An 18035-nucleotide genomic window follows, 5' to 3' on the forward strand; every position below is an offset into this window, starting at 1 on the left:
AAATATAAAATTTTTTTGATGTTAAACACTGATTTTAACTGGCTTTCTCATATGGAAGTTGTTAAATGCATTAAAAAATAATTGTAGGCCGCAAAGGAATTTAAAAGCAAAATAATTAAATTGTATTTTAATATGAGATTATTTTACTTTTAGAACCTTTTTAAGGCATAACAAAGCGGCCTTCTGCGCTGAAAAGCGTGGTGTCAGCCACTTTGTTCTTTTATTACTATTAACTTAATTTTTTCTTACTTTAAATATTTATAGACAAAAGGCTTCATTTATAGATAAAAAAATGTATAATAGAATAGGTTGTTATAAATTATACTTTATGATATAAAAATAGTATTTTGTAAATAGTGGGGATGTAAAATGAAGAAAAGACAAACTAATAGGTTTAACAAAAAAGCAATATCAATTATAGTATCTATTTTAGTTATTCTTACGTGTGTTGTTATAGTTTATCAAAAACATACAGGTAATAATGTAGAATCTGTAAGTGAAGAAGTTAATGTGGCAGGAAACGTAGAAGATACAAATTCAGATGATACAAATTCAAGTCAAGACAGTAAGTTAGATAATAGCGGATATTTAACATTAGAGCAAGATCCAAATGCAGATGATGCAATGGAGGTTTTTGCTAGAACTGAAGGGTTATTAAAGGGGACAAAGCAATATCCTGTTAGAGATGATGGAAAGAAAGTAGCATATTTAACTTTTGATGATGGACCATCTACAACTAATACACCGGATGTTTTAGATATATTAAAAGAAAACGATGTGAAAGCAACCTTCTTTATTATGGGTAAACAGTTAGATTCTTCAGAGGAAGCTAGAGAAATTTTAAAGCGTGAAGCAAAAGAAGGGCATGCCATAGCAAATCATACATATAGTCATGATTATAATTATTTATATCCAGGCAGAACAATAGATGCAACTAATTTCTGGAATGATGTATTAAAATGTAATGATAGATTACAAAATGCTTTAGGAAAAGATTTTTCAACTAGGGTAGTAAGATTCCCAGGTGGATATTGGTCTTGGAATGGAAGAGAAGCTATAAGAGCAATTTTTGATGAAAATAAATATGCTATTATGGATTGGAATGCATTATCAAAGGATGCAGAAGGCAAGAAAAAGGATGCAGCTGAATTAGTTGAATGCACAAAACAAACAGTAGAAGGATTAGGCCCAAATGCTGATAGTGTAGTAATATTGATGCATGATACTTATGGAAAAGAAGAAACGGTGAAATCGTTACAGGGAATAATAGATTATTTAAAAAGTGAAGGTTTTGAATTCAGAACTATGAAATAAATATAATAACATATTAGGGATATGGTACCATGATTTTTAGAATTGTGATATCATAACCTTAATATGTTTTTATTTATTTCAATATAAGTGAAGATAGGAGGTAAAAAATGATTTCAAGAGAAGTAGCGTCAAAAATTTTATCAGAGTGTTTAAAGACAGGAGGAGACTTCGCAGAAATATTTGAAGAAGATTCTATATCTAACACTATAAAAATTTTAGATAATAAAGTTGAAAATGCGTTAGGAGGTAGAACTTACGGTGTAGGAATAAGAATATTTAAAGGATTAAAGAGTGTATATGCATATACTAATGAAAATTCTTTAACAAGTCTTCTAGATACTGCTCACAAGGCTGCACTAGCATTAGGAACATTAAAAGAAGATAAAGTAATTATAGTAAATGATAGATTAGAGTATAACAATATAAATAATATTAAGTACTATCCAAATACTATCGGATATGATAAAAAGATAATAAAAATGAAAGATGCTTATAAGAGTGCAAAGGAATTTAATTCAGAAATAAGTCAGGTTTCAGTAACATATTTAGATAAAGATCAAAAGATACTTGTAGCTAATAGTGAGGGGGTATATGCAGAGGATAGACGTGTAAGAACTCGTTTAGCAGTTAATGCAGTAGCATCTAAGGATAATGAAAATCAAACAGGATTTGAAGGGCCAGGGGCTCATAAGGGCTTTGAAATATTCGATAATCTAGATCCTGAGTATTATGGAAGAGAAGCTGCTAGAAGTGCATATGTAATGCTTCATGCTAGAAATTGTCCAGCTGGAAATATGACTGTTGCTATTGATAATGGTTTTGGAGGGGTAATATTCCATGAATCATGTGGACACTCTCTTGAAGCTACGTCAGTTGCAAAGGGTAATTCAGTATTTGCAGATAAGTTAGGTGAGCAAATTGCATCAACTAAAATTACAGCTATAGATGATGGTACAATAGCTAATGAATGGGGTTCTCTAAACATTGATGATGAAGGGAATCCTACTCAAAAGAATGTTTTAATTGAAAATGGAATATTGAAGTCATTTATGATAGATAAGTTAAATGGACGTAGAATGGGTATGAAATCTACAGGAAGTGGTAGAAGGCAAAGCTATAAATACGCACCTACATCAAGAATGACTAATACGTATATAGCTGCAGGAGATGATAAACCAGAAGATATTATAGCTTCTATATCTGATGGACTTTACGCTAAGAAAATGGGTGGCGGATCTGTTAATCCTGTAACTGGTGAATTTAATTTTGCTGTTTCTGAAGGATATCTTGTTAAAAACGGTAAGATTCAAGAACCTGTTAGAGGTGCCAGTCTTATAGGTAAAGGTAGCGAAGTATTAATGAATATTGATATGGTAGGATATAATATGGAAATGGCACAAGGTATGTGTGGATCATCTTCTGGAAGTATCCCAGTTAATGTAGGGCAGCCAATGATTAGAGTTAAAGATATGACTGTTGGTGGAAGATAGGAGGTATATTATGGAATTTGATCAATTTAAAGAACTTTTATTTAAAAAGGCAAAAAATGAAGGTTTTGAAGAATGTGAAATATATTTTGTAAATAGAGAGAATTTAAGTATATCTGTCTATGAACAAGAAGTTGAAAAATATAATTTAAATAAGACTTTTGGATTATCTTTTAGAGGGAAAATCAATAATAAAATGGGATATTCCTATACAGAGATAATTGATGAAGATGCTATAGATATGATGATTAAGAGTGCTAAAGATAGTGCTATGTTAATTGAAAGTGAAGATATGCAGTTTATATACGATGGAGATAGTGAATATGCAAAGGTAAATTCTTATTCTGAGGATTTAGAAAATGTAGATGCCAAGGAGCTTATAGATATTACTATGAACTTAGAAAAGGAAGCAAAGAAATATTCTGATAAAGTTCAAAATATAGCAGGATGTAGTGTTGCTTATGGAAAATCTAATTATGGAATTTATAACACAAAGGGATTAGCCTTAAATAATAGGGGAAATCTTTTAAGTGCATATGTTGTACCTGTTATTAAAGATAATGACGAAAAATATGATGGTACAGGATATGTAGTTGCAAATTCATTAAATGAAGTAGATACTGCTAAGATTGCTAAAGAAGGAGTAGAAGAAGCTTTAAGTAGAATAGGAGGTAAATCAGTACATTCAGGAGTATATAAAGCTGTAATAAATAATGAAGCTATGGTTTCTTTATTGAGTACCTTTGCAGATATATTTAGTGCAGATTCAGCTCAAAAGGGATTATCTTTATTAAAGGATAAGGAAGGAGAAGTTATAGCTTCTGATAAAGTAACAATAGTAGATAACCCTCATTTAGAAAATGGGCTTGCTTCAACTCCTTTTGATGATGAAGGGGTAGCCACATATTCAAAGGAGGTAGTATCTAATGGGGTTTTAAAAACACTCCTTCATAATTTAAAGACTGCTAATAAGGCAGGGGTTAAGAGTACAGGAAATGGATTTAAGCCATCATATTCTTTACCAGTTGGTGTAGATAGTACTAACTTCTATATTGAAAAGGGAAGCAAATCATTAGATGAATTAATGAAAGACGTTAATGAAGGATTACTTATTACTGAGTTTTCAGGATTACATTCAGGAGCTAATGCTATAACAGGTGATTTCTCATTAAGTTCAAAAGGATTTTATATAGATGGAGGAAAGAAGTCTTATCCTGTTGAACAAATAACAGTAGCAGGAAACTTCTTTGAATTATTAAAAGAGATAGAAGATATTGCTTATGACTTAAAATTCCCAATGAGCAGTGTAGGTTCACCTTCTGTAAGAGTTAAAGAAATTTCAGTAGCAGGAAAGTAGAAAAATATATTTTTTATACTAACTGCAAATAAAATAAGAAGATGTAATTTGAATAATTCAAACGACATCTTCTTTTATTTTGCCTTCTAATATTTTCCTTTAAAATAATCAGCTCTAATCATCTTATCAGAAAGTTCAAGTATATTTGTAAGCTGAGTTGCATCTTCTTCAGAAACATTATTTCCTCTTACAATTCCATTAGTAGTAATTGAAAAACTTCTATTTGTATTAAGAAGATTTCTTCCAAGTGCTGTATTTTTATACTCACTTGCATCAATACCATATAGATATAGAATTGTTGGCATTATATCTATTTGACCACCTATTGTATCAAATGTTTTTGGCTCTACTGATAGGTTTTTATCATAGATAATAAATGGAACTGTAGGTTCACCATTATCTAAGAACCAATCTTCTTTATTTGATAAGCCTTCAATACTGCTATTATAGTATTTATGAACACCAGTATGGTCACCTGTAATAACTACTGTTGTATTATCTAATAATCCTTCTTCATCAAGCTTATTTAAGAATTCATTAATAGCAGAATCTGTGTAACGAACGCTTTGGAAGTATCCACCAAGTTCACTTTTATCTAATTCACTATTTAATTTTAATTCTCTTAAGTTTTCTGGAAGGTCAAATGGACCATGATTACTTAATGTTATTGTATGTGCATAGAATGGAGTTTTTAAGTCCTGTAATTTTTCTGCAACTTGAGAAAAATAGCTCTTATCACTTATTCCAAGTCCTATTTGATCACTAGAATCAAAAGAGAAATAATCAATAAAGTTTTCAAAATTAATTCCACCTTTTAATGCATTAGCATAATTCCAGAATGAACCTTTATCAGGGTGCATAGATATTTGTGAATAGCCATTTGCACCTAATATTTTGGGTAATGAATTATAAGTTGTATTAGGATATCTAAAGAATGTAGAACCCCTTCTAAGTGGAAGCATTGATGTAGTTAACATTAAGTCACAATCAGAACTTGTACCTTCATTAACTTGTTCGTATATATTAGGGAAGTAAAGACTCTTATTTATTAATCTATTTAAGTTAGGAGTAATTTCTTGGCCTTCAATACTTCTTCCAATAACGAAATCTTCAAGAGATTCAACTTGGATTATAATAAGGTTTTTACCTTTTGAAATACCTGCATATTGATTATCTGGTAAGTTTTCATTTTTCCATTCATAGTATTCTTCAATTTGTTCATTTTCTTTATCAGTTAATGTATAAGGTTTAGAATCTCTATATACAGTATAAAGATCTATTATATGATATCCAGTAGAAGTAAAGTATCTACATGTATTTGTTGGATCATAATCATCAAATAAATAAGCATTTTTTACATCTTCATTACCTAGAACATTAATATTAAATGGTACATAAGCAACATATATTAATGGAACGATAAATGTAACTAAAAATGTTTTAATAGCTCTTTTGCCTGTTCCCTTTTTATATGTATCTCTAGTTAAAAATACATATATTGCAAAAATAACTAGGTCTAAGAACATTATAGCATCAGAAGAAGTTAACATTGAAGTTACTGTCCCGCCTAAGTTATCAAGGTTTGCAGTTTGAGTTAAAATAAGAACAGAAGGAACTGTTAAAAATCCTCTAAAGTACATAACGTCTAAAAGAGTTAATGCAGTAAGTAAAATATCGATTACAAATAAATATATAACTCTTCCTCTATTCTTAAATAGAAATGCAAAACTAAAAAATAAAAGGGTAAAGGCTAAATAATAAGATAAAAAATATTGTGCCTTTGAATATCCAAGTCCAAGGTCTAAATTATATGGATCACTATTTTGAATGTAACCTTGTAGAACAATTCCTTTAAAAATCACTCCTACAAGAGGAATAATAAATAGGAATATTTTTATTAAATCTTGCTTGGAAAAGGATTTAAAGTAGTTTTTAATATTGGAAAATAATTTATCCATGGTACACCTCTTTCTAACAATCTTTTTAAATTATATTACAGTAATTAACGATTATCAAATTTATAAAGAAATCTTAATAAAATAGGATAGTTTTATAAAAATATTTTAGAAGAAACATATGGTATAATTGAGAAAGAAAAGTTTTTGGAAGGAAGACGTTTGCTTATGAAAGAATATGATTTAATAATAGTTGGTGGCGGTATTAGTGGAATGACAGCAGCATTGACTGCTCATAATGAAAATATAGATAAGATACTAATAATAGAAAGAGGAGAAATCTTAGGAGGAATCTTAAATCAATTTATACATAATGATTTTGGAGAAGAAGTTTTAGATAGAGTAGTTACAGGGCCTGAATATGTTAATTATTTAGAAGAGAAAATTGAAAAGACTAATATAGAAGTAAAACTTAACTCTGAGGTTTTAAAAATAGAAGAAGGTAACAATGTTGAATATGTATCTCCTAATGAAGGTATTGCTAAAGTTCATGGAAAAGCAATAATTTTAGCATCTGGATGTAGAGAAGTTTATACTGGAAGTATAGCTATTGCAACTAATAGATTTGCAGGAATATATACTATAGGTAATGCGCACAGAATAATTAATCAAGAAGGATATATGCCAGGAAATAGGCCATTTATTGTAGTTAATAGTAAGTGGGGATTGATAGTAGCAAGAAGAATAGTAATTGAAGGTGGAAAAATTCAAGGACTATTAATAGAAACTAATGAAGACTTTAGGTTTGATAAAGAGGATAAAAATATAATTGAAGGCTTTAATATACCTGTAATAGAAAATAAAGTGCTTACTGGTATATTTGGAAAGGAAAGAGTGGAAGGAGTAAATATTAAAGATATTAATACATATGAAGAAAGTATGTTAAAATGTGATTCTTTAATTCTTTCAGTAGGTTATTTCCCGGAAATATATAGCCTTGAAGGATTAAATTTAAAAATAAATGATTATACAAAAAGTGTAGAAGTGAATAATTATCAAACATCTAATGAAGGGCTATTTGCATGTGGAAATGTACTATATGGTGTTCATGCAGTAAAAGAAAAAGGCCTAAATGGAATAGATGCAGCTATTGCCGCATCTACATATATTAAAAGTTTAGATTAATTTTAGAAGCGCATTTAAAATTAAATCATTTCCTTTAGAATTTAGATGAATTCCATCAATATAAATATCATTATTAACATTTGATAATGTTAGTGAATAAAAGTCTATATACTTTATAGAATGTTTATTACAAAGTTTGATAAGTTCATCTTTTAATATAGGAAGATTAGTAGTACAGTAATCATAAAGAGCAGATGGGGAAAATAATTTTTCTGCCATCTCTTTTTTTATATATGGAGGTATTCCAATTATTATATCGATATCCTTAGATTCTTTAATCATAAGTTCTATGTTACTTATAATAGATTTTACACTTCTTCCACTTAATAAATCATTAGTTCCACCCATAATAAATACTTTTGAAGGGTGCCCTAAAGAAACATCTTTATAAAATCTATTTAACATAGAAGGCGTAATATCACCATTAATACCTTTGTTTATAACTTTAATAGGAACCTCTTTAGAAAGTTTATAAGCCCAGGTATTCTTTTTTGGATTTCCGTATCCAAAAGTTAAACTATCACCTATTAAAATTAATAAATCTTCCATATAAGTAGCACTTCCTTTTAATATAATTTCTTAAAACATTTATTACATATTATAGTCTTACCTTTATCAGCAGTTATAAAATCATCACCTATAATAACTTTATTGCATATTGAACAGGTATTTTTATTAGTAGTTTCCATAACTTCTTCATTTTTAGCAGGATTTTTAATAACATTCTTTCTAATTGGAGTGTATAATCTCTTTTCTTTAGGGGAATCATTTTTTTGAATGTTATAAGATAAAGAATATTCACTTTCTCCAAATAGCTCTAGTTCAAATCTTGGATTTTCTTTATCATAAAATTCCTCTACAATAATATTTCTAACTTGAGCATCATTAACGATAAGTCCGCTTTTTTCAATACCATCAAAAATACTCTTAGTTATATTAATAGTATCAGGATGTCGTTTTTCACTTTTATAGTATACTTTTAAAATAGCAGTAAGACTTTCTTCAAGTACTACATCTGGGTTTTGACATCTTGCGGTATAAGCAATTTCCTGTTCATATAAAGCATATCTATCATGATAATTTCCTGAATTTGAAGGGAGAATTGCACGACCTTCTTTGTTATGTAATTTAAAGTTTGATTTAGTTATAGGAGATCCTCCTACAACTACTTTTGCATAAGATGACATTTGAAAAAAACTCCTTTATATTATGTTAAATGATATAATTTATTAGAAAATAAATATAATAGATATTTATACCTAATTCTTTATAATAAATTAATAATCTAGGTTTAAATATACTCTATAATAAAAATAAGTACAAGTTAATTCATTGATATAAAATTTTAGATAAAGTATAATACATATTGACTTAAAAAAGGAAAAACGAGGGATAGTAAAGATGAAAAGTAAATTAATATTAGCTATTGAATCAAGTTGCGATGAGACTTCAGCAGCAGTAGTAAGAGATGGAAGAGAAGTTTTATCTAATGTAATAGCAACTCAAATAGATACACATACAAAGTTTGGAGGAGTAGTTCCAGAAGTAGCTTCAAGAATGCATATTGAATCAGTAGATGCTGTAGTAAAAGAAGCTCTTAGAAAAGCAGAAGTTACTATGGATGATATAGATGCTGTTGGTGTAACTTATGGACCAGGTCTTGTTGGAGCTTTACTTGTTGGACTTCAATACGCAAAGGGTTTAGCATATGCAGCTAAAAAACCATTAATAGGTGTTAACCATATAGAAGGGCATATTTGTGCTAATTATATTCAACATAAGGATTTAAAACCACCTTTTGTTTCATTAGTAGTGTCAGGAGGACATACATTTATAGTACATGTAAAAGATTATGATAAATATGAAGTATTAGGACAGACAAGAGATGATGCAGCAGGAGAAGCTTTTGATAAGGTAGCTAGAGCTATAGGCCTTGGATATCCAGGAGGTCCTAAAATTGATAAGTTAGCAAAGGAAGGTAATCCTCTAGCATTAAAATTCCCAAGAGCTAATTTCCATGAAGATACGTTAGATTTTTCATTTAGTGGATTAAAATCAGCAGTATTAAATTATCTTAATAAGGCAAATATGAAGGAAGAAGAAGTTAATAGAGCTGATGTAGCTGCTTCATTCCAACATGCAGTAGTAGAAGTACTTAAAGATAATGTATTTTTAACATGTGAAAAGAAAAACTTAGATAAGATTGCCATAGCTGGAGGAGTTGCATCTAATTCAGCTTTAAGAAAGGCTTTAATAGAAGAGGGAGATAAAAGAGGAATAAAAATATTATTCCCAGATCCAGTACTATGCACAGACAATGCAGCAATGATAGGTGCAGCTGCTTATTTTGAAATGATGAATAATAAAGAATCTAAATTAGATTTAAATGCTAAACCAAACTTAAAGTTAGGAGAAAGATAGAGGTTATAGTAATATGAATCTTATACCGGAATCAAATGGTTTAAAAAAAGTAAATATGAAGGAAAAAGCTGATGCAAGGCAATGGGTAAAAAATATTGCAATAATAATAGCAGCAATATTTCTTATTGGTTTTCTTATTCAAAGTATTAGCGATTTTTTTGGAAATGATAAAATTTCTTCTTCATTGTATTATGCAAAAGTAGATAATAAAAAGATGGAATATAAATTTAGTGGAACCGGTGATTATACAGTTGTTTTTGATGGAGCCATAGGAACAAATCTAAATGAATGGAATGCTGTAATAAATGGATTAAAAGATAAGGGTATAGATGTTAAGACCTTTGTCTATAATAGAAGAGGATATGGATTTAGTGATGCACCTTCGGGAGAATCAACTGAAAAACAAGCAGAAAATTTAAAAATATTACTAAGAAAAGCAGGAGTAAGCGGAAAGCTTATATTAGTTGGAGAGGAATATGGAAGCCTTGTATTGACTGATTTTGCAAGATTATATCCAGAATCAGTTGAAGGAATGGTATTAATAAATCCATATTCAGAAGACACAATAAAAAGTAGTGAATTTAGGCATAACATTAAGTTTGATTATTTAAAAAGCAAGATAGAAAAGACTGGAACTAAATTTGCACTAACTAAACTTATTGATAAATTAAATCTTGATTATCATGTGGAAGAGTTTGAAAAAAGTTTAACTCCTGATGAATTAAAAGAGTTTAATATATTAAAAGATCAGTCAGCATATAGAAAAGCTATAAATAATGAATTAGAAAATCTATATTCATATTCAGCTAGTAACCAAAGTGCTGGAATGCTTAAAGGGAAACCTCTATATATTATTACAAATAATGAAGATAATCCTATTAAAAATATTGGAAGTGAAGATTTAACTACAGTTTATTTAACTAAATCAGAAGATACTGTAATATCAGTAACTGATCCATCTTCAATAGTTTCAGGAATTTCAAATGTTGTTAAGTCAGCAAAGAAAATATCAAAGAATGATATAAATAATTAAAATAAAGGTAATTATGACATATACTTGTCACAAAACAGGAGTATACTCGTAAATATAGAGAAGCGATTAGAAAATATTTAGGAGGTAAATAATTATGTATAATAACGAAAATAATAATGAAAATAATAACTCAAGACAATATACTAATCCCAACTTTACGTTTGTAGGTGAAGATAATCATCATAATATAGAACGAGTAAAAAGAAGAAAAGGTACTGCAAAATGGGTAACTGCAGTAGCTTCAGGGGTAGTAGTAGCATTATTAGGTGGTTTTTGTGGAAGTTATATGACATATAAGAAAATGGCAACAAATAAGGTAGTAGAATCAGCATCATATGCGCCACCAGAATTCGCAAGTAGTGATGATGGTGCATTAACAATATCAGAGGCTTTTGAAAAGGTGAAGCCAGCAGTTGTAACAATTTCAACTAAGAGTATTCAAGAAGTTTACGGAGGTCTTTATTCTCAACAAGTTGAAGGATTAGGATCAGGATTTATTATAAATGAAGAAGGTTATATATTAACAAACTATCATGTTATAGCAAATAGTACAGATGTTACAGTACTTTTAAGTGATGGAAATCAAGCATCGGCTAAAGTTGTTAATTATGATGAAGGAATGGATATTGCAATGATAAAATTAGCAGAAGGAACAGAAATTCCAGGAGTTGCAGAACTTGGTGACTCAGATGCTTTATATCCAGGTGAAGATGTTCTTGCAATAGGTACACCATTATCAAAAGAATTTGCACAAACATTAACAAAGGGTGTAATAAGTGCAGTTAATAGAAATGTTCAATCTGAATCAGGAAATACAATTAGTGTTATTCAAACTGATGCTGCTATTAATGCAGGTAATAGTGGTGGTCCATTAGTTAATACAAAGGGTCAGGTTATAGGTATTAACTCTATGAAGATAGGTTCTTCTGGTTCATCTGATAATGCAAGCGTTGAAGGAATGGGATTTGCAATTCCTATAAATACAGCAAAGGAAAGAATTGATTCATTATCTAAACCAATATTAACATTGGGTATAAGCATTCAACAAATTGATTCAAATACTGCATTAAAGACAGGATATCCTGAAGGATTATTTGTAAAAAGTGTAAATCAAGGATCTCCAGCAGAAAAAGCAGGAATGAAACAAGGCGATGTAATTATCAAGTTTGACGGAAAGAGAGTAAAGACAGCTGAAGAATTAAGTCAGTTAAAATCTGAAAAGAATTCTGGAGATACTGTAACTGTAACTGTTGAAAGAAATAATCAAGAGGTAGATTTACAACTTACATTACAAGCTGAAAATAACTAGATAATATGATACAATAATATTAACATTTCCATTAAATGGGGGGTTAATATGAGTAAATTAGATGAAATATATGAGTCACTAGAAAAATTACAAGATGAATATGATAGAGGAGTATCAGCTTTAGAATTAAGTGAATATATGAATTTAGATAGAGCTAATATTTCTAGATATTTAAATATATTATATAAAGAAAGTAGAGTAGATAAAACAGGAGGGAGACCTGTTATCTACTCTATTTCTGCTAAAAAAGAAAAAATATCTGAAAAGATAAATAAGAAAAAAGATAGTTTTAATAGTATGATTGGGGCTAACTTAAGTCTTCAAATTCAAGTTCAGCAGGCAAAGGCAGCTATGCTTTATCCTCCACATGGTCTTCATACATTGATTCTTGGAGAAACTGGTGTAGGTAAATCTATGTTTGCAGAATTAATGTATAGATTTGCTATAGAGAATGGAATGTTAAAGACAAATGCTCCTTTTGTAAGATTTAATTGTGCAGACTATGCAGATAATCCACAGCTTGTTATAGCACAGATTTTTGGTGTTAAAAAAGGAGCATATACAGGAGCAGATTCAGATAGAGAAGGGCTTCTAAAAAAGGCTGATGGAGGAATTATCTTTTTAGATGAAATACATAGACTTGCACCTCAAGCACAGGAAATGTTATTTACCTATATTGATAATGGAGTTTTTAGACCTTTAGGTGAAACAGAAAAACTTACTCAGGCTGATGCACAGATTATTGCAGCTACAACTGAAGAACCAAAATCCTTTATGCTTAGAACATTTACACGAAGAATACCTATGATGATAACTTTGCCTCCATTAAAAGAAAGAACAGTAAAAGAGCGTTATTATTTAATGGAAAACTTTATAAAGAATGAATCTAAAAGATTAGATAAAAGTATTTATTTTAATAAAAATGCCTTTATATCATTTTTATTATATGATTGTCCTAATAATATAGGTCAATTAAAAAGTGATATTCAACTTGCATGTGCTAAGGCATTTCTAAATTATAAAGTAAATGATAAGAGCATTATATTAGTTGAGCAGGGAGATCTTACATCCAAGGTAAAAAAGGGTATAATGAAGCTTCAAGAATATAGAAATGATATAGAAAGCTTATTAGAAAATATGGGGAATGTCTTAGAGTTTAATTATAAGAATGATGATGATTCACTTAAGATATCTTTAAATAAACATGAAGAAAAAAATAAATACTTCTATGATATTATTGAAGGAAAGTTTAGGGAATTAAAGTCTAAGGGTATAGCTGAAAAGGAAATTAGTGAAATATTAAATATAGATATAAATAAGTATTTTAAGAAATATATTAATGATTTAAAGAAACCGCATATTAAAGAAGATATATCTAAGATAGTTGATATTTCCATAATTAATATAGTTGAAGAAATATTAGTTATAGCATCAGAAAAATTAAATAGACAGTACGATGAAAAGGTATATTTAGGTTTAGCTCTTCACCTGCAAGGAAGTATAGAAAGAATAAAAAGAGGGATAGATATCTATCATCCTAAGTTAAACTTTATTAGAAGTGAGTATAGTGATGAATTTTATATTGCAATGGAAGCAGCAAAGATTGTTGATGAAGCTTTTGATATAAAGGTACCTTTAGATGAAATTGGATATTTAACTATGTTTATAGCAACTAAACCTTATGATGATATTGAAAAGAAAATAGGAAATGTGAGGGTACTAGTGATTATGCATGGCTTTAGTACAGCTACAAGTATGGCGGATGTTGCAAATAAGCTTATTGGAGAAAATTATGCAGAAGCATTAGATATGCCTCTTGATATGAAAGCAGAAGAAATGTATGCACTAGCAAAAGAAAAAATAATAGATATGGGGGGAGAAAACGGCGTTCTTTTATTAGTTGATATGGGTTCTTTAACTAATTTTGGAGATATGATTAGTGAAGAAACAGGAATAAGAATAAAAACAGTTGATATGGTAACTACATTAATGGTCATTGAAGCTGTAAGAAAATCAATTGATGGAAGAAGTTTAGATGATATATATAGAACCTGTATAGAAATGAATGGTGGAGGATTAAGATTTAAAAAAATAGCAGATAATCATATAAAGGGTACTGCTATTATTACCTCTTGTTTTACAGGGGAAGGTTCAGCTGAAAAGATAAAACAAATATTAAATAAAAATCTTATTAATAGTGATAAGGTAGAAATAATTCCTTTAAATATTCTAGATAGAAATGAGTTTACTCAAAAAGTAGAATTTATAAAGGATGAATATAATGTAATAGCAATAGTAGGAACAGTTAATATAAGAATAGAGGGTATTCCTTTTGTACCTGCTCCAGATATATTAAGATGGGAAGGTATAGATAGGTTAGATAAAAGAATATTACAGGAAGAGGATTATTATAAATTATCAAAATCAGTAGATGATCAGTTTAATAATTTAGATGGAGTAAAACTTGTTGCATTAGTTAGAAAATGTATTAAGGAAATAGAAGAAAGACTTAATTTAAAGATACTTCATGAGGTTGAAGTTGGAATCATACTTCATCTATGTTTTTTAGTTGATAATAGAGTTAAGGGTGGAAAAGATTCGGATTTTGATAAGCTTAGTGAATATAGAGAAAAACATGCAAAAGAGTTTATTTTAATAAAACAGAGCCTCAGAATTTTAGAAAGTACCTATAGCATAAATATTACAGATAACCAGATTGCATTTATCATAAGAATCATGATTGAGAACAATGTAAATGTGTAATTTTTAAATGTTGTGTGTAGAAAAACTGTGTAAATAAATTACACAGTTTTTTTGTAAAAGTTGTGAAAACGTCTTAAAAAACATGTAAACATTTAATTTTTAAGTTTGGCATGTAAATTGCTTATTATATAAGTGTAAATAAATGCTAATCATAAAAATTTAATTATATAGGAGGTTGTCAATTATGACTAAAATTATATTATGCTGTTCAGCAGGTATGTCAACAAGTTTATTAGTAACAAAGATGCAGGCTGCTGCAAAGGAACAAGGAATTGATACTGCAATACAAGCAATGAGTGAGGCTGATGTTAAGAATCACGAAGATGAAATGGATGTTTTATTATTAGGACCACAAGTTAGATTTTTATTAAAGAAAATGAAAGAAAAATATGAACCAAAGGGAATTCCAGTGAGTGTAATTCCAACAGTTGAATATGGAACTATGAATGGAGCAAAAGTATTAAAACTTGCTTTAGACTTAGTTAATCAAGGTGTTTAGTATAAATTAGAATGGGGTTTTAGGGTTATATAAATTTTGTAGTTGAAAGGGAGATATAAAAAATGGAAAAAGAAATGGAAATAATGTCACTTATAACACATAGTGGAGAAGCTAGAAGTTATGCAATAGAAGCTATCCAAGATGCAAAAGAAGGAAACATAGATGATGCTATGGCTAAAATGAAACAATCTGAGGAAGAACTTCAAGAAGCTCATAATACGCAAACTTCATTAATTCAAGCAGAGGCTGGTGGAGAAAAAATTCAAATGTCTCTATTAATGGTTCATGCTCAAGATCATTTCATGACTTCAATGACATTACAACAAATGGCTAAAGAAATTGTGGATTTATATGCAAGAATTAAATAGTAATATTTAAAAAATGCGGGATAGGATTTAAGTGCCTATCTCGTATTTTTATGGCTGTATTATGGATAAAAGTGATAAAATATGTCAATCATCTTAACAAAGATTTTTTAGGAGATGATATATTTGAATTCGTATAAGCATTACGATAAAGTATTAGAAATGATAAAACCTATGAATAATTCCTTAAAAAGAAAATTAATTGTTGATATAAGCAAGCTAATTGAATTATCTTCAATTAAAAAAGACTCAAAATTAATTTGCCCTCATTGCCATAATAAATACATAGCTAAAAATGGAAAGAACAAAAATGTTCAAAGATATCTTTGTAAATCCTGCAAAAAGTCCTTCGCACAAAGTACTCATACCCCTATTTTCTCATCTAAAAAGGATATAAGTTTATGGATGAAATTTATCAGTTTACAGAGGTGTTTCAACTAAATATCTAGCTAATTATTTATCCTTATTTAAATATATTTTTGATAAATTTTGGAGATGTTCATTGTTTATACAGGGTGAACATACTTATGTAAATACGAATTTTAAGGGACCTTTGCCTATATTTGAATAGCCAGTTTTATTTATCACTCTATTCAATAATTGAGCCTTTTTTATTTATTAAGTAACATTTTCTTAATATGGACATATGTTATTAGTATAAAAAACAATGGAGGTAAAAGTTATGAGCGGAAAATGTGCAGTATGTTCAATATGTCCAAAGGAAAATGAACAAATAGAGGCAGTTATTAAGTTATCAGAGGAAAGAAGAGCAGTCATTCATGGAACAGTTTTAGATAAAAATGGAAACCCAGTAGCAGATGCAGTAGTTAAATTATTACAAGTAGTTGATGGATGTAAATTACCTTGTCCATTAACTCACACTTTTACAGATCAATATGGTCAATTTTTATTAGGACCTTTATGTCCATGTAAAAAATATATGCTAAAAGTATATAAAGACAATATTCATGTAAAATATATGCCATTAGATGTAAGTTGCTACGAAGGACAATGTATAGGAATAAATGCTAATAGTTGTAAAGACCACTGTGATGACCCTTGCCATTAATTATATTCAAAAAGCCCTTTTTATAAGGGCTTTTTATTTTTTATAAGATGTTTTATACTTAAAATATAAATTGTTAGAGGTGTATGTATGAGTAAAAAAAATAGAAATGTAGCCATATCGTTATTGATACTCTTGGTAGTAGCAACGTCATTATTCATAGTTAATTTTTTTGAAAGAAAAGATAATGATGCTGTTAAAGGAAATTTAGTAATATGGACTAAAAGTGATACTTATGAATATATGAAAAAAGTAGCTGAAGACTTCATGGAGCAAAATTCAAAAGCTAATATTAAAGTTATACAGGTTCAAGATGGTGAAATAAATTCAACTATAGCACAAAATAATGTACCTGATATTGTACAATTGAGCAGTTTAGAAATAAGAAATATTGAAAAAGAGTATGATAATATATCTTTTAAAGCTAATGAGGAAGTAATAAATAGTTTTTCTAAAAACTATACAAAAGCAAGAATTTCTGAAATAACAAGTGAAGGAAATTTATTAGGAATTCCTATAACATCAAGACCATTAGTGTTATATGTTAGAGAGGATATGCTTAATGCTTATGGATATACTTATAGTGAAATTAATACATGGAATAACCTTGTAAATATTGGAAGAGATATAAGAGAGAAAAGTGGAGGAAAAATAGGTATATTAAATGCTGTTGGGAAAGATTATGAAGATTTAATTTCTCTTCTTATAATGCAAGGAATGGAAGAAATTACTGATGAAGAGGCAATTAAAAACTATGTTAACAATAGTCTTAGTGAGTTAACTCAAGCAGGTATACTTAATACAAATAAAAAAGGAGAATTCTTTGCAAGAATATCTTCTAATAATGGCATGTATGAATTAAGTAAGATTGATGAAAAGTGTGAGTGGATAGCTACTAATGTACCTTCAAAATATAATGGAAGTAATAGATTTTATGTTGCAGAAGGAGATAATTTTATTGTTTTAAAAAACCATGATAAAAATTCTAAGCTAATTAAAAAATTCATGGATTATGTGGCTAATAATAACACTGATAAGGAAGAATATATATTAAATGGAGACTTCTATACATGTTTCTTATCTGCATATAATACAAAATCTATAGAAACAGGTATTAATAACTTTTCTGGGATGAGCCCAATTGTAACAATGAATAATATAATGCAAAAAGCACCAGTAATTGCGGACTATGATTTATATGTGAAAATAAAAAATGAATATAAATAAAATAATTAAAATAATTAAAAGGGGGATGTAAAAAAACTCTCCTAAAAAGAAAATCGCTGTAGGCATTAAACTTACAGCGATTTTTTGGTAAAATTAAATTATGATACCAAATAA

16 protein-coding genes are annotated in these 18035 nt (G+C 28.9%); 13 read left to right on the plus strand and 3 right to left on the minus strand.

The window, feature by feature from the left end:
- Positions 1 to 369 precede the first annotated feature (369 nt).
- The 3 genes from BM384_RS08455 to BM384_RS08465 all read left to right on the plus strand — a co-directional run bounded on the left by BM384_RS08455 (position 370) and on the right by BM384_RS08465 (position 4158).
- Positions 370 to 1314, plus strand: coding sequence for a polysaccharide deacetylase family protein (locus BM384_RS08455; RefSeq protein ID WP_090012842.1), 945 nt, complete (start codon positions 370 to 372; stop codon positions 1312 to 1314).
- A 107-nt stretch (positions 1315 to 1421) separates the two neighbouring features.
- Positions 1422 to 2804 carry a TldD/PmbA family protein gene (locus BM384_RS08460; protein ID WP_090012843.1) on the plus strand — a complete coding sequence of 461 codons (1383 nt, stop codon included), beginning with the start codon at positions 1422 to 1424 and terminating at the stop codon, positions 2802 to 2804.
- A 10-nt stretch (positions 2805 to 2814) separates the two neighbouring features.
- Positions 2815 to 4158 (plus strand): TldD/PmbA family protein, encoded by a 1344-nt coding sequence (locus BM384_RS08465; RefSeq protein ID WP_090012844.1) that lies wholly within the window; start codon positions 2815 to 2817, stop codon positions 4156 to 4158.
- Between the two features lie 86 nt (positions 4159 to 4244).
- Here the strand turns inward: BM384_RS08465 and BM384_RS08470 are convergent, their stop codons facing one another.
- Entirely contained in the window at positions 4245 to 6116 is a 1872-nt protein-coding gene (locus BM384_RS08470) for an LTA synthase family protein (RefSeq protein WP_090012846.1), read from the minus strand.
- 165 nt (positions 6117 to 6281) lie between these two features.
- On the opposite strand from BM384_RS08470, the gene BM384_RS08475 reads away from it, so the two are divergent.
- Positions 6282 to 7238 carry an NAD(P)/FAD-dependent oxidoreductase gene (locus BM384_RS08475; RefSeq protein WP_090012848.1) on the plus strand — a complete coding sequence of 319 codons (957 nt, stop codon included), beginning with the start codon at positions 6282 to 6284 and terminating at the stop codon, positions 7236 to 7238.
- On the opposite strand, the gene BM384_RS08480 is transcribed toward BM384_RS08475, so the two are convergent.
- Positions 7230 to 7787 (minus strand): GDSL-type esterase/lipase family protein, encoded by a 558-nt coding sequence (locus tag BM384_RS08480; RefSeq protein ID WP_090012850.1) that lies wholly within the window; start codon positions 7785 to 7787, stop codon positions 7230 to 7232. The two genes, BM384_RS08475 and BM384_RS08480, sit on opposite strands and share 9 nt — an antisense overlap.
- Before the next feature lie 17 nt (positions 7788 to 7804).
- Positions 7805 to 8425 carry a RusA family crossover junction endodeoxyribonuclease gene (locus BM384_RS08485; protein WP_090012851.1) on the minus strand — a complete coding sequence of 207 codons (621 nt, stop codon included), beginning with the start codon at positions 8423 to 8425 and terminating at the stop codon, positions 7805 to 7807.
- A 214-nt stretch (positions 8426 to 8639) separates the two neighbouring features.
- On the opposite strand from BM384_RS08485, the gene tsaD reads away from it, so the two are divergent.
- The 9 genes from tsaD (at position 8640) to BM384_RS08530 (ending at position 17921) form a co-directional block, all read left to right on the plus strand.
- Entirely contained in the window at positions 8640 to 9659 is a 1020-nt protein-coding gene (gene tsaD / locus BM384_RS08490; protein ID WP_090012853.1) for a tRNA (adenosine(37)-N6)-threonylcarbamoyltransferase complex transferase subunit TsaD, read from the plus strand.
- Between the two features lie 13 nt (positions 9660 to 9672).
- Positions 9673 to 10692 (plus strand): alpha/beta hydrolase, encoded by a 1020-nt coding sequence (locus BM384_RS08495; protein ID WP_090012855.1) that lies wholly within the window; start codon positions 9673 to 9675, stop codon positions 10690 to 10692.
- 94 nt (positions 10693 to 10786) lie between these two features.
- The gene (locus tag BM384_RS08500; RefSeq protein WP_090012857.1) at positions 10787 to 12001 is read left to right on the plus strand and encodes a S1C family serine protease; all 1215 of its coding nucleotides are present in this window, start codon (positions 10787 to 10789) and stop codon (positions 11999 to 12001) included.
- Between the two features lie 48 nt (positions 12002 to 12049).
- Positions 12050 to 14764 carry a sigma-54-dependent transcriptional regulator gene (locus tag BM384_RS08505; RefSeq protein ID WP_090012858.1) on the plus strand — a complete coding sequence of 905 codons (2715 nt, stop codon included), beginning with the start codon at positions 12050 to 12052 and terminating at the stop codon, positions 14762 to 14764.
- Positions 14765 to 14948: 184 nt separating this feature from the next.
- Positions 14949 to 15263, plus strand: coding sequence for a PTS sugar transporter subunit IIB (locus BM384_RS08510; RefSeq protein ID WP_090012860.1), 315 nt, complete (start codon positions 14949 to 14951; stop codon positions 15261 to 15263).
- Between the two features lie 62 nt (positions 15264 to 15325).
- Positions 15326 to 15631, plus strand: a complete 306-nt coding sequence (locus BM384_RS08515; RefSeq protein ID WP_207650710.1) for a PTS lactose/cellobiose transporter subunit IIA — start codon at positions 15326 to 15328, stop codon at positions 15629 to 15631.
- Between the two features lie 123 nt (positions 15632 to 15754).
- Positions 15755 to 16069 carry a transposase-like zinc-binding domain-containing protein gene (locus BM384_RS08520; protein WP_090012862.1) on the plus strand — a complete coding sequence of 105 codons (315 nt, stop codon included), beginning with the start codon at positions 15755 to 15757 and terminating at the stop codon, positions 16067 to 16069.
- A 241-nt stretch (positions 16070 to 16310) separates the two neighbouring features.
- Positions 16311 to 16697, plus strand: coding sequence for a carboxypeptidase-like regulatory domain-containing protein (locus BM384_RS08525; protein ID WP_090012863.1), 387 nt, complete (start codon positions 16311 to 16313; stop codon positions 16695 to 16697).
- An 87-nt stretch (positions 16698 to 16784) separates the two neighbouring features.
- Positions 16785 to 17921: an ABC transporter substrate-binding protein gene (locus tag BM384_RS08530; protein WP_090012865.1), complete on the plus strand. Its 1137-nt coding sequence runs from the start codon at positions 16785 to 16787 to the stop codon at positions 17919 to 17921.
- Positions 17922 to 18035: the final 114 nt, after the last annotated feature.

It is taken from the genome of Clostridium sp. DSM 8431 (genome assembly GCF_900116755.1).
Lineage (GTDB): Bacteria > Bacillota > Clostridia > Clostridiales > Clostridiaceae > Clostridium.